Source organism: Rhodanobacter sp. L36 (genome assembly GCF_009765755.1).
Classification (GTDB): Bacteria; Pseudomonadota; Gammaproteobacteria; order Xanthomonadales; family Rhodanobacteraceae; genus Rhodanobacter.
This window is the reverse complement of the sequence record NZ_LMUV01000011.1, coordinates 137,916-150,920: the sequence shown is the minus strand read 5'-3', so window position 1 is coordinate 150,920 and position 13,005 is coordinate 137,916. Positions and strand designations below refer to the sequence as shown.

General features: G+C 64.2%; 15 protein-coding genes. All 15 read left to right on the top strand.

Translation table 11 applies throughout. The annotated features are described in order from the left end of the window. The first annotated feature begins 54 nt into the window (after positions 1–54). The 15 genes from GSQ73_RS10320 (at position 55) to GSQ73_RS10250 (ending at position 12,992) form a co-directional block, all read left to right on the top strand. Complete coding sequence (locus GSQ73_RS10320; protein WP_158883702.1) at positions 55–375, top strand: YXWGXW repeat-containing protein; 321 nt, start codon at positions 55–57, stop codon at positions 373–375. 253 nt (positions 376–628) lie between these two features. Further along, on the top strand, positions 629–1,732 hold the full coding sequence (locus GSQ73_RS10315) for a Glu/Leu/Phe/Val dehydrogenase dimerization domain-containing protein (protein ID WP_158883700.1): 1,104 nt from the start codon (positions 629–631) through the stop codon (positions 1,730–1,732). Between the two features lie 346 nt (positions 1,733–2,078). Further along, the gene (locus GSQ73_RS10310; protein ID WP_216844758.1) at positions 2,079–2,348 is read left to right on the top strand and encodes an acyl carrier protein; all 270 of its coding nucleotides are present in this window, start codon (positions 2,079–2,081) and stop codon (positions 2,346–2,348) included. 19 nt (positions 2,349–2,367) lie between these two features. Continuing rightward, positions 2,368–3,144, top strand: a complete 777-nt coding sequence (locus GSQ73_RS10305) for a glycosyltransferase family 2 protein (RefSeq protein WP_158883698.1) — start codon at positions 2,368–2,370, stop codon at positions 3,142–3,144. Beyond that, positions 3,132–3,758 carry an outer membrane lipoprotein carrier protein LolA gene (locus GSQ73_RS10300; protein ID WP_158883696.1) on the top strand — a complete coding sequence of 209 codons (627 nt, stop codon included), beginning with the start codon at positions 3,132–3,134 and terminating at the stop codon, positions 3,756–3,758. Before GSQ73_RS10305 ends, GSQ73_RS10300 begins: the two co-directional genes overlap by 13 nt. Next, positions 3,755–6,115, top strand: a complete 2,361-nt coding sequence (locus tag GSQ73_RS10295; protein ID WP_158883694.1) for an MMPL family transporter — start codon at positions 3,755–3,757, stop codon at positions 6,113–6,115. Before GSQ73_RS10300 ends, GSQ73_RS10295 begins: the two co-directional genes overlap by 4 nt. Positions 6,116–6,140: 25 nt before the next feature. Next, a complete protein-coding gene (locus tag GSQ73_RS10290) occupies positions 6,141–7,361 on the top strand; it encodes a beta-ketoacyl-ACP synthase (RefSeq protein ID WP_158883692.1) in 1,221 nt (406 codons plus the stop codon). After that, positions 7,361–8,644 (top strand): beta-ketoacyl synthase N-terminal-like domain-containing protein, encoded by a 1,284-nt coding sequence (locus GSQ73_RS10285; protein ID WP_158883690.1) that lies wholly within the window; start codon positions 7,361–7,363, stop codon positions 8,642–8,644. Before GSQ73_RS10290 ends, GSQ73_RS10285 begins: the two co-directional genes overlap by 1 nt. Then, on the top strand, positions 8,641–9,387 hold the full coding sequence (locus GSQ73_RS10280) for a beta-ketoacyl synthase chain length factor (RefSeq protein WP_158883688.1): 747 nt from the start codon (positions 8,641–8,643) through the stop codon (positions 9,385–9,387). The genes GSQ73_RS10285 and GSQ73_RS10280 overlap by 4 nt, the downstream gene beginning before the upstream one ends. After that, a complete protein-coding gene (locus tag GSQ73_RS10275; protein ID WP_254063376.1) occupies positions 9,348–10,151 on the top strand; it encodes a lysophospholipid acyltransferase family protein in 804 nt (267 codons plus the stop codon). Before GSQ73_RS10280 ends, GSQ73_RS10275 begins: the two co-directional genes overlap by 40 nt. 2 nt (positions 10,152–10,153) lie before the next feature. Next, positions 10,154–10,441 (top strand): phosphopantetheine-binding protein, encoded by a 288-nt coding sequence (locus GSQ73_RS10270; protein WP_158886371.1) that lies wholly within the window; start codon positions 10,154–10,156, stop codon positions 10,439–10,441. Continuing rightward, the gene (locus GSQ73_RS10265) at positions 10,429–10,977 is read left to right on the top strand and encodes a hypothetical protein (RefSeq protein WP_158883686.1); all 549 of its coding nucleotides are present in this window, start codon (positions 10,429–10,431) and stop codon (positions 10,975–10,977) included. Before GSQ73_RS10270 ends, GSQ73_RS10265 begins: the two co-directional genes overlap by 13 nt. Further along, positions 10,974–11,600 (top strand): hypothetical protein, encoded by a 627-nt coding sequence (locus tag GSQ73_RS18045; RefSeq protein ID WP_254063375.1) that lies wholly within the window; start codon positions 10,974–10,976, stop codon positions 11,598–11,600. The genes GSQ73_RS10265 and GSQ73_RS18045 overlap by 4 nt, the downstream gene beginning before the upstream one ends. Beyond that, the gene (locus GSQ73_RS10255) at positions 11,597–12,595 is read left to right on the top strand and encodes a glycosyl transferase (protein ID WP_254063374.1); all 999 of its coding nucleotides are present in this window, start codon (positions 11,597–11,599) and stop codon (positions 12,593–12,595) included. Before GSQ73_RS18045 ends, GSQ73_RS10255 begins: the two co-directional genes overlap by 4 nt. Beyond that, a complete protein-coding gene (locus GSQ73_RS10250; RefSeq protein ID WP_158883683.1) occupies positions 12,567–12,992 on the top strand; it encodes an acyl-CoA thioesterase in 426 nt (141 codons plus the stop codon). The genes GSQ73_RS10255 and GSQ73_RS10250 overlap by 29 nt, the downstream gene beginning before the upstream one ends. Positions 12,993–13,005: the final 13 nt, after the last annotated feature.

Genomic DNA, 13,005 nt, shown 5'->3' with positions numbered 1-13,005 from the left:
CATCGTTTTAAATCCTGCACGCCGCGTTCCCGCGGCCTACGAGGGAGACCATCGATGAAAAGCACGTCACTCAAACTGGCCCTGCTCGCCGGGCTCGGCCTGGGTTTCGCGACCGCCGCGTACACGCCGCCCGCCACCGCCATGCCGGTCTACGTCGGCGTTCGCGTGGCACCGCCACCGCCGCGTTTCGAACGCGTGCCGCCGCCGCGCGTGGGTTACGTCTGGGCGCCGGGCTACTGGCGCTGGGCCGGTGGCCGGCATGTCTGGGCGGGTGGTTACTGGGTGCGTTCGCGTCCGGGTTATCGCTACGCACCGGCTCACTGGGTTCGCAATGGACATGGCTGGCGTTTTCGCGAAGGCCACTGGGGCCGCTGATCATTCGCCTCACCGTTGAACCGAAAAGCGCCGGCAACGGCGCTTTTTCTTGCGCATCCGCCGTACGGCCACGACTTGCTGCGCCGCGTCAGCGATTCGGGGGATGACGTACTAGACTTCGCGCCTTGATTCACGCCCCGGCCTCGGTCGGGGCGTCGAGTTTCAGGCTTTCACCACCTCGACGCGGCCATCCCCAGCCCGTCACCTCTGTAGATGCCATCCGGCACCATAAATCCATGGAGTCACCGTTCCAATGATCTTTGAAACCATCGCCAAGACGGGTCACGAAGAAGTCGTCTTCTGCCACAACAAGGACGCCGGCCTGAAGGCCATCATCGCGATTCACAACACGGTGCTGGGCCCTGCGCTCGGCGGCTTGCGCATGTGGCCTTACAAGACCGAGCAGGAGGCCGTGAACGATGTGCTGCGGCTGTCGCGCGGCATGACCTTCAAGAACGCCGTGGCCGGTCTGAACCTGGGCGGCGGCAAGGCGGTGATCATCGGCGATCCGAGCAAGGACAAGTCCGAAGCGCTGTTCCGCGCGTTCGGCCGCTTCGTCAATTCGCTCAACGGCCGCTATATCACGGCTGAAGACGTGGGCATCGACGTCAACGACATGGAATACGTGTTCCGCGAAACCGAATACGTGACCGGCGTGCATCAGGTGCACGGCGGTTCGGGCGATCCGTCGCCGTTCACCGCGTTCGGCACACTGCAGGGCTTGATGGCGGCGCTGCAGTTCAAGCACGGCAACGAAGATGTGGGCAAGTACAGCTACGCCGTGCAGGGCGCCGGCCACGTCGGCAGCGAGTTCATCAAGCTGCTGCGCGAACAGGGCGCCAAGGTGTTCGTGACCGACATCAACAAGGATGCGGTGCAGCGCTGCGTCGACGAGCTGGGCTGCGAAGCGGTGGGCCTGGACGAGATCTACGACGTCGACGCCGACGTGTACTCGCCGTGCGCGTTGGGCGGCACCGTCAACACGCAGACCATCGATCGCATCAAGGCCAAGATCATCTGCGGTGCGGCCAACAACCAGCTGGCCACCGACGAGATCGGCGACGAACTGCAGAAGCGCGGCGTGCTGTATGCGCCCGATTACGCGGTGAACGCCGGCGGCGTGATGAACGTGTCGCTGGAGATCGACGGCTACAACCGCGAGCGCGCGATGCGCATGATGCGCACGATCTACTACAACCTCGGGCGCATCTTCGAAATCAGCAAGACCCAGAACGTGCCGACCTACCTGGCCGCGGACCGACTCGCCGAAGAGCGCATCAACGCCATCGGCAAGATCAAGCTGCCACACATGGGCAATGGCGGCACGCGTTTCCAGGGCCGCATGCGCGGTCAGTAAATCGTTTCGCGCTGTTCGGGAAGCCGCCGGACCATCGGCGGCTTTTTCGTGTCGGCGGACGCCGCATCGACGCGCGAAACGTCCGTACGGTGGCTGACGCCGCCAGCGATTCTGGTACACTGCCCAACGAATTGTTCATGCGTAAGCCTTTGCCTGATAAGGGCAAGGCGGTAAATGGGGGCCCGCTTGGCGGGGACACCGGGTCAAGCCGGCACGCGACATCGGAACCAGCCGTTGTCGGATCAGGAGATGCCATACCGCGGTGTGCTGTTGCGCCCGGAAGGCGCCTTTCCCCAACGTGGCGCGTAGCGCATGGATTGACCGGACAAAAGCAGGTGGACGAGTTATGAGCACGATGATGGCAGCAGGGATCAGCGACGAGGACATCCTGGATCGACTCAGGGAAGTCCTGCGCGATACCTTCGAGATCGACCCGTCGCGGGTCACGCCTTCGGCTCACCTTTTCACCGAGCTTGAACTGGACAGCATCGACGCAGTGGATCTGGCAATCCAGGTGCAGGAGATGACCGGCATGCGCATCAAGCCCGAGGATTTCAAGAGCGTGCGTACCGTGGGCGACGTCGTCGCCACCGTGCACACCCTGCTCGCCCGCTGACGTTGCGCGGCTGCGTCTCATGCCAGCCACGGTTGAACGTTTCGCACCCTGCGCGCTGATCCCGATCTACAACCACAAGGACACCATCGCGCGCACCGTGCAGGCGCTGCGCGAACACGGCTTGCCGGTGGTGATCGTGGACGACGGCAGCGACGAACCGACCCGCGTCGTACTCGACGCGCTGGCCGCATCCAATGATGGCGTCACGCTTTTTCATCTCGCACAGAATCAGGGCAAGGGACGCGCGATCACCGCCGGCCTGCTTGCCGCGCGCGACGCGGGTTACACGCATGCGCTGCAGATCGACGCGGACGGCCAGCACGACACCGCCGATGTGCCGCGCTTCATCGCGGAGGCGCGCAACCATCCGCAGGCGATGATCTGCGGCCGCGCGGTCTACGACGACAGCGTGCCGAAAGCACGTTTGTATGGTCGCTACCTCACGCATGTCTGCGTGTGGATCGAAACGCTTTCGCTGGCGATCGACGATTCGATGTGCGGCTATCGCCTGTATCCGCTCGACGCGACCTGCGCGGAAATCGCGCGCGCGCCTTTCCCTGCCCGCATGGATTTCGACACCGAGGCCGCCGTGCGATTGCTGTGGCGTGGCGTGCCCGTGCGCAACCTGCCGACGCACGTGATCTATCCCGAGAACGGGCTGTCGCATTTCCACATGCTGCACGACAACCTGCGCATCACAGCGATGCACACCCGCCTGCTGCTGGGCATGCTGCCGCGTGCGCCCGGCTTGTTGTGGCGTCGCTTTCGAAAAGAGGAAACCGCATGCGTCGCATGACTGCCTTCGTCCTTTGCCTGCTGCTGTCGCTCGGTGCGGGTCATGCCGCACGCGCGGCCGATGCCGATCCCAACCTGCTCAAGAGCGTACTGGCGGGCCTGGGCAACCATCAAAGCGTGCGCGCTTCGTTCGTGCAGACACGCTCGAATCCCGCGCTGGCGCAGCCGCAGGTCAGTCACGGCACACTGCTGTTCGTGCTCGGTCGCGGCATGTTGTGGCAGACCGCGCAGCCATACCAGGAAACACTCGCATTGACCGGCAGCCATGCCGCGCGACTCGATGCGCAAGGCGAGCTGCAACCGATTCGCGACGCGCGCGGTGTGAGTCAGGTGTCGCAGATGCTGCAATCGCTGCTGGCCGGCAAGCCCGACGACGTGCTGCGCCAGTTCGATGTACAGGCGAGCGGCGCGGCCGAAAAATGGACGCTGCACTTCGCACCCAAACAGTCGCGTGTCGCGCGCATTCTCAGCGGCATCGAACTCGACGGCGATACTTTCCTTGAAGGCATCCGCATCGACATGCACGATGGCGCGGCGACCGACATTCGTTTCAGCGACACGCGCGATGCCGGCACGCTCACCGCGCCCGAAAAGAGCGCGCTCGGCCTGCCATGAAATTATCGTCGCTGTGGCTGCGTGCGGGCCTCTTCACCGTCGCGACACTGGCGGTGGCGTTGCTCGGTGCGTGGCTGCTGTTCGGTCGCGGCGCGATACCGATCCAGACCGACTTGCTGGCGATGTTGCCCGGCACCGAGAAAGATCCGCTCGCCGAAGCCGCGGTGCAACGCCTCGCCCACGCCAACGGCGATCGCATGGTGCTGCTGGTATCGAATGCCGACGACGATGCCGCGAAAGCTGCGGCGCGTGAACTCGGCACAGCGCTGAGCGCGGACAAGACATTTTCTTCGGTGCTGGCGGAATTGCCGCCGTTCGATCTGCAGCAACTCGTCGCGCCGTATCTCGCGCACCGCTTCACGTTGCTGTCCGATGCCGATCGCGCCACGCTCGCCGCGCCGGGATTCGATCCGGCGCAAGCGCTCTCGCGTCATCTCAACGAACCGTTCGCCAGCGGCGTCGGCACCTCGCTGCAGGACGATCCGTTCGGCTTCCTGCAGCACTGGCTCGACCAGCAACCGTGGAGCCGTTCGCCGCTGTTGCCGGAAGACAACCTGCTCACGGCGCATCACGACGACAAGACTTACGTGATGGTCACCGCCACGCTGGCCGGTTCGTCGTATGACGACGCAGTGCAACGCGATGCGCTCGCCACGCTCGATCGCGCCGAACGCGCGATGGTCCACGATCATCCCGGCACCACGCTGTTGCGCACCGGCGCCGTGTTCTACGCTGCGGCCGCGCGCGCCGGCGCGGAGCACGACGTGCATCTGGTCGGCTGGGTGTCGACGATCGGCATCGCCTTGCTGCTGCTGTGGTCGTTCCGTTCGCCGGGTCCGTTGCTGCTGGCATTTCTTTCCACCGCGGTCGGTGTGATCGCCGCGACCACGATGACCTTGCTGGTGTTCGGACAGATTTATCTGCTCACGCTGGTGTTCGGCGCGGCGCTGCTCGGCGAAGCGGTGGACTATTCGATCCAGTACCTCACTGCGCGCGCGAATGCCGGCGCGCAATGGGAGCCGCGGGCGGGACTTCGCCAGGTACGCGTGGCCTTGCTGCTTGCGCTCGCCACGTCGCTGCTTGGTTACGCACTGCTCGGCATCGTGCCGTTTCCGGCGTTGCGACAGATGGCGTGCTTTGCGATGAGCGGCATGCTGGCCGCGTGCGTGAGCGTGTTCTGGTTGCTGCCGGCGTTGCTGCAACGGCCGTCCAAACCACTGTCGCCGGTACTGGTTCGCGTGGCGCTGGCGATGCAGAACGCGATCGCACGTTTCGGCAATGGCAGGCGCGGATGGATCATCGCGCTGCTGCTTTTGCTGCTGGCCGTGCCGGGTTGGTGGAAACTGCGACACGATGACGACGTGCATCTACTGATCGCACCACCGCCCGCGCTCGATGCACAGGAAGTGCAGATCCGCACGATCACCGGACTCGGCAACGGCAGCCAGTTCTATCTCGTGCAGGGCGACAGCGTCGAACAGACGCTGCAGCGCGAGGAAGCACTCGAACAGCGCCTGCAAGTGCTCGTGCAAAGTGGAAAGATGCAGGACTGGGTCGGCCTCGCCGGCATGGTGCCGTCGCAGCAGCGGCAGAACGCCGACCGCGCGCTGCTCGCGCCGTGGATGTCCGACGCCACGCGCATGCGGAAATTGCTGACCGATGCGGGCTTCCGCGCTTCCGCCATCGACACGTATCTCGCTGCATGGCCGGGTACGCCGATCGATTTGCAGCAATGGCTGACCTCGCCGATTTCCACGCCGTTCCGTCATCTGTGGATGGGCCAGAACGCACACGGCTACGCGACGCTGGTGTTGCCGCAGGGACAGGACGATGTCGCGCCGCTGCATGCGGCTGCGGCCAACTTGCCCGGTGTGCAACTGGTCGACAAACCGGCCAGCGTTTCCAATCTGTTCGGTCGCTATCGCAGTTACGCGAGCGTGTGGTTGCTCGCGGCGTTGCTGCTGATCGTGCCGGTGTTCGGCTGGCGCTACGGTTTGCGCCGCGCGCCGCGCGTGCTGGTGCCGCCGGTGTTCGGCATCGGCCTCACGCTGGCCGCGCTCGGTTATCTCGGCCAGCCGCTGACGCTGTTCCACTGGATGGCGATGATGCTGGTGCTGGGCGTCGGCGCGAACTACGCCGTGTTCCTGCTCGAAGGCGAGCCGCACGTGGCGCATCGGCCCGGCGCCATGTATGCGAGCGTGCTGCTCTCCGCGGTTACCGCGCTGCTCTCGTTCGGCCTGCTCGCGCTGAGCTCGATGCCGGCACTGCGCGATTTCGGTTTGACCTTGTTGCTCGGCATCGGCTGCACCGCCTTGATGGTGCCGGCCAGCCTGCCGTTGCGCGGAGCCGCGCGATGACGATTTATTTTTTCAGGAAACCGCAATGAAGCGCGTGGTGATTACCGGCATGGGCGGCATCACCGCGCTCGGCCACGAATGGACGCAGATTGCCGCGCGATTGCGCGAAGGCCGCAACGCCGTGCGGCGCATGCCCGAGTGGGATTATTTCGATGCGTTGAATTCGCGCATCGGTTGTCCGGTCGATGACTTCGTATTGCCCGACTGGCCGCGTCGGCACACACGTTCGATGGGTCGCGTCGCGCAACTCGCCGTCGCCGCCAGCGAGCATGCATTGCGCGATGCCGGCCTGCTCGACGATGCGTCGATTCGCGATGGCCGCATGGGCGTCGCCTACGGTTCGTCCGGCGGCAGCATCGAACCGGTGCGCGTGGTCGGAAAAATGCTTGAAACAGGTTCGATGCAGGGCGTCACCGCGACCAGCTACATCCAGATGATGGCGCACACCACGGCGGTGAACGTCGGCGTTTTCTTCGGCCTCAAGGGCCGCATCATTCCCACATCCAGCGCGTGCACGTCGGGCAGCCAGGCGATCGGCTACGGCTTCGAAGCGATCCAGCACGGCAAGCAGACGATGATGTTGTGCGGCGGCGCCGAAGAACTTTCCGGCCCCGGCGCGGCGGTGTTCGACACGCTGTTCGCCACCAGCACGCGCAACGACGAACCGTCGCTCACGCCACGCCCGTTCGATCGCGCGCGCGATGGTCTCGTCGTCGGCGAAGGTGCGACCACGCTGGTGCTGGAGGAATACGAACACGCGAAGGCGCGCGGCGCGACGATCCACGCCGAAGTGATCGGCTTCGGCTGCAATTCGGATGGCACGCACATCACGCAACCCACGCGCGAAACGATGGCGGTGGCGATGCAGTTCGCGCTCGATGACGCGAAGCTCGCGCCCGAGGCGATCGGCTACGTCAGCGCGCACGGCACCGCGACTGATCGCGGTGATATCGCCGAAAGCCACGCCACGGCGTCGGTACTCGGTGCCCGCGTGCCGATCAGTTCGATGAAGAGTTACGTCGGCCACACGCTCGGCGCTTGCGGCGCGCTGGAAGCGTGGTGGGCGATCCGCATGATGCAGGACGGCTGGTTCGCGCCGACCATCAATCTCGTCGACGTCGATCCGGAATGCGCCGAACTTGATCACGTCATCGGCGATGGTCGGCGCATCCAGACCGATTGCGTGATGAACAACAATTTCGCGTTCGGCGGCATCAACACGTCGCTGATCTTCCGGGCCTGCTGATGTCGTCGCGTTCGCCGATCTCGCCACGCATGCTCGACGCTCGCGGCCTGCCGCGCGTCGTGGTGACCGGCATGGGCGTGGTCAGTTGTCTCGGCAACGGACGCGCGGCGATGCTCGATTCCTTGCGCAACGATCGCAGCGGTTTGCGCGCGATGGAAAGTTTCGCGCATCGCGGATTGAACACGCGCGTCGGCGGCCCGGTGGATATTTCAACGCTGCCCGAACCGCCGCGCAAGCTGCGCCGTTTTCTTGCGCCGCCGGTACTGTACGCATGGCATGCGTTGAACGAAGCGATCGAACAGGCCGGCCTGTCGACGGAAGCGTTGCAAGCTGAATCCTGCGGCCTGGTGGTCGGCGGCGGCGCGTCGCTGAGCGTGTACGAGGAAGGTCTCAACGCGTATCACAACAAGGGTGTCGGGCGACTTTCCCCGTTCTTTGTGCCGCGCGGCATGAGCAGCGCGTTGTCCGCTACGCTCGCCCATGCATTCGGCATCCGCGGTGTGGCGGAGACGGTAAGTTCGGCATGCACCAGCGCGTCGCTGGCGATCGGCCACGCGATGGAACTGATCCAGCTCGGCCGCCAGCAACTCGTGCTGACCGGCGGCAGCGAGGAACTCTTCGAAGGCACCGCGACATGGTTCGATGCAATGGGTGCGCTATCCGTCGCCAGCGCATCGCAACCGCAAGATGCATCGCGACCTTACGATCGCGATCGAGATGGCTTTGTACTCGCGGCAGGCGCCGGCATGCTGGTACTCGAATCGCTCGCGCATGCGCAGGCGCGCGGCGCGACCCTCATCGCCGAACTCGTCGGCTACGGCGCGAGCACCGACCCGACCAGCATCGTCGGGCCCGGCGCCGATGGCATCGCGCGCGCGCTGCGTCAGGCACTCGATCAGGCCGGTTTTCTTCCCGACTACATCAACACGCATGCCTGCTCCACGCCGCTGGGCGATGTCGAGGAATGGCAGGCGATCGCATCCGTGTTCGCCGAACGCAGAGCCACCGTGCCACCGATGTCGTCGATCAAGGGATTGAGCGGACACGCGCCCGGCGCCGCCGGCGCACTCGACGCCATCGCCAGCCTGCTGATGATGCAACACGGTTTCGTCGCGGCCGGCAGTCCGGTCATCGAGGTGGATGCCGCATTCGCCTCAGCGCCGCTGGTGACTCGCACGCATGAGCGTCCCGTCGAGAGCGTGCTGTCGAGCAACTTCGGCTTTGGCGGCAGTTGTGCGGCGTTGATGTTCCGTCGCGACGCGCATGACACGGAAGTCGCGTGATTCATCTTCGCATCGAGCAGTGGCGCGCCTGGGCACCGGGGCTCGACACGTCGTCGGCGTGGCAAACGTGGGCGCAGGCACCACATGTCGTGCCTGATCAGCAGGAGCAGCCGGAATGCCTGTCGCTTCCGCCGATGCAGCGTCGTCGGCTGAGCCGGCTGGCGCGCATGACGATGGAAGTCGCCTCGCCATTGTGTGGCGAAGATGAACAGCTGCCGTTCGTGTTCGCATCGCGTCACGGCGAAACCACGCGCACCTTCGCACTACTCGGCGACGTCACCGACGAACAACCGCTCTCGCCGACGCAATTCGGCTTGTCGGTGCACAACGCCATCGCGGGGCAGTGGTCGATTCTGCGCGGACAACGCGGCGAATCAGTGGCGATTGCCGGGGAAGCCGATACGTTCGAGCACGCGCTAGTCGAAGCGTCCACGCATCTCGCTGCCGGTGCTGCGTCCGTGCTGGTGGTGATCGCCGAAGAAATGCCGCCATCGGCATACACGCAGTGGATCGACGACGTGCCATTCTCGTATGCTCTGGCACTGCGATTGGGGAGCGCTGCATCCAGTGAAAGTTCTTCCACGGATGCGTGCTGGGAGTTGCAACTGGAAAGACACGACAGCCATGGCGCGCCCTGCGCGTGGCCGCACGCGCTGGATTTTCTGCGAGCCTTGCAGACTGACCAGACATCACTGGAGCATGTATGGAAGACACGCCGATGGAAGTGGCAGCGTACCCGCTGACTCGCCGTCGTGACGCGTGGCTGTGGCGCTTGTTTGCCACCGGCGCAAGTTTCTTTTTTTTCGGCATCGGCGGATTGATCCTGCGCGTGCTGGTGTTGCCGCTGCTGGCGCTGCTGCCTGGCGATGCCATCACGCGACGACATCGCGCGCGCGCGGCGATCGGCGGCGCGTTCTACCTGCACATGCAATTCATGTATCGCACGCGCGTGCTGGATTTCCACATCGACGGCGCGGAACGACTCGGCCAGCCCGGCCAACTCATCATCGCCAACCATCCGTCGCTGATCGACGTGATCTTTCTGATCGCGCAGATGCGCCAGACCAACTGCGTGGTAAAGGCGAGCCTGTGGGACAACCCGTGTATGCATGGCGCCGTGCGCGCCGCGCAATACATCAGCAACAACGGCAGCCCCGAGATGCTCGAACAGGCGGCCGATGTGTTGCGCGAAGGCCAGACGCTGGTGATGTTCCCCGAAGGCACGCGCACCAAACCCGGATGCGCGCCGGTGTTTCATCGTGGCGCTGCAGCGATCGCCTTGCGCGGTGCGCGCGTGGTCACGCCGGTCTTCATTTCGGTCACGCCAACCACGCTGACCAAAGCCGAACCGTGGTATCGCATTCCCGATCGCCGCGTCATCGTGCAGCTGCGCGTCGGTGCGGATATCGACCCCGCGCAATTCAACGATGCGCCAATGCCGATCGCTTCGCGCCGGCTCAATCAACATCTGCATCAACTTTTTCTCAAGGAGCTCGACGCATCGTGAACATGGAAACCGCAGTCACCGGCCACGCGCTCGAACAAGAGATTGCCCAGCTCATCATCGACACGTTGAACCTCGAACACCTGAGCGCAACCGATATTCCAATCGACCAGCCGTTGTTTGGCGACGGCCTCGGGCTGGATTCGGTCGATGCGCTCGAACTCGCACTCGCGTTGCAGAAGCGCTACGCGATCCGCATCGAATCGGACGTCAAGGAAGCGCGCCGGCATTTCGCCACGATCGCCAGCCTGGCCGCGTTCGTGGAAGCGCAGCGGGCCGCATGCGCCGGTTGATTCCCATCCTGCTGCCGCTGGTCGGGCTGCTGTATCCGTTCGTGGTGTATTTCGGCACGCAGAAAGTCTCGCCGCCGATCTTCGCGCTGGTGCTCGGGGCCATCTGGCTGATCCGCGCGCCAAGTCTGTTGCGCCAGCCCGGTGGCCGATGGATGGTCGGCGCCGCACTGGTGTATTGCGTGCTGCTGGCAGTGACCGGCGAAGCGAGCTTGTTGCGCTGGTATCCGGCATTGATAAGCGCGCTGCTGCTGGTGGCGTTCGGGCTGAGCCTGATCTACGGCCCGCCGTTCGTCGAACGCTTTGCGCGCATGCGCGAGCCCAACCTGCCGCCGCACGTGGTGCGCTATACACGCGTGGTCACCTGGGTCTGGGTGGGATTCTTCGCCTTCAACGGCGGCATGTCGGTCGCCCTGTCACTGTGGGCGCCGTTGTCGTGGTGGACGCTTTACAACGGCCTGATCGCCTACCTGATCATGGGCACGTTGTTCGTGGTCGAGTGGATGTTTCGCCAACGGTTGCGCAGGAGCTTTGCATGAGCGCGCCGCACGCCATGGCCGTATGCCTCGCGGAACATGCTTGGCTTGTCGAGGCGTTTGCATCGGACCACGGCGCCTTGCTGCTGCTCAACGACGTCGGCCTTGCGGCGTTGCATGCGCAAGGTCGACAGCAGTTGATCGAAAACTTCCAGACGCATCTCGCAGCACACGCGTTCGAACCTGCGCATCAACTACGTCTGCTCGATGCGATGCCGGACCACCTCGATGAGCTGTCGATCGATCTGCGGCTGCAATCGCCGCGACCCGATCGCGTGGTACCACTGCGCGAACACGCACAAGACGATCGCTGGACGCTGCTGCTGCAACTGCCGTTGGAGCTGATTCATTTCGACGGCCACTTTCCGCGGGCGCCGGTGTTGCCCGGCGTGCTGCAGGTTGGCTGGGCACTGGCGTTCGCTGCGCCGCGACTGGGCACGTCTCTGCAGTGCCGCGAAATGGAAGCGCTGAAATTTCAGCGCCTGCTGCGTCCTGGCGATCGCGTCGAACTCACGCTCTACTTTGCCGATGAACCTGACGGCACGGGTCGCGGAAAACTGTACTTCGCCTATCACCTCGATGGCGCGCACTGCTCCTCGGGGCGTTTGCGGGTGGAGCGCGCGTGACTGAGCCCGCCGCACACTCCGCGCATTGGGCGGCGCAGAAAGAGCGCGGCAGTTTCACGCTGATGTGGCTCACCGCGTTCGGTTTGCGCCGGCTCGGACGCCGACCGATGACACCGGTGCTATACGTGGTCGTGTTCTACTTTTTCGTGTTCGGCCGACGTGCGCGTCGCAACGTTCGCCAGTACCAGAACTATCTTGCCGCATGGAGTGGCCGCCCGGAATTGCGCGCGACTTTGCGCAGCGTGTTCGGTCAGTTCATGGCCTTCGGCGACAGCCTGCTCGATCGACTCGAAGTGTGGCGGGGCACACTTCCATTGCGCGACGTGCAACTGCACGATCCTTCCGGCATGCGCGCACGATTGCTGAAAAGCACGCACGGCGGTCGTGGAGAAATTCTGGTCGGCACGCACCTTGGCAATCTCGATGTCTGTCGCGCGCTGGCCGATCTCGGCGAACAGGTGCCGTTGAACGTGCTGGTGCACACCAGCCAAGTTGCGCACTTCAATCGTCTGCAAAGCGCGGCCGGCGATCATCAGTTGCGCTTGCTGCAAGTGAGCGAGATGGACGCCGCGCTGATGCTCGAACTGTCGCAGCGACTGGATCGCGGCGAGTGGCTGGCGATCGCCGGCGACCGCGTGCCGCTGCACGATGGCCGTCGCGTGACGGTGGATTTCCTAGGTCATCCTGCGCCGTTTCCACAGGGCCCGTGGCTGCTCGCCGGCCTGCTGCGTTGCCCGGTGAATTTGATGTTCTGCCTGAAGATCGATGGCCGTTATCAGATTCACCTCGAACCGTTCATGGACGCGCCGGCATGGGATCGCAGCCAGCGCGAAGCGATCATCAGGAACTGGGTGCAGCGCTACGCAGATCGGCTTGCGCAAAAATGTCTGCTGGCGCCGCGACAATGGTTCAATTTTCACGCCTACTGGCAAACACTCGAAACATCCGACCCGACTGGAGAAGCCGATGCGCACCCGCGGCGTGTTGCACCATGACACCGAGGTCACCGTGCCGTTCTTCGACGTCGACTCGATCAACGTGGTCTGGCACGGGCACTACGTGAAATACCTGGAAATCGCCCGCTGCGCGTTGCTCGATCGCATTGGTTACAACTATGCGCAGATGAAGGAATCGGGCTACGTGTGGCCGGTGATCGATCTGCAATTGCGCTATGTGCAGGCGGCCAGTTTCGGCCAGACCTTGCGCGTGCGCGCGGATCTGATCGAGTGGCGCAATCGTTTGAAGATTCACTACCTCGTCAGCGATGCGAATAGCGGCGAGCGCCTCACTCGCGCCAGCACCGTGCAGGTAGCCGTGAACTTGGCCGACGGTGCGATGCAACTGGTGTCGCCGCAAATCATGGTCGACGCCGTCGAGAAACACCTCGCATGAAGCATCACTACCT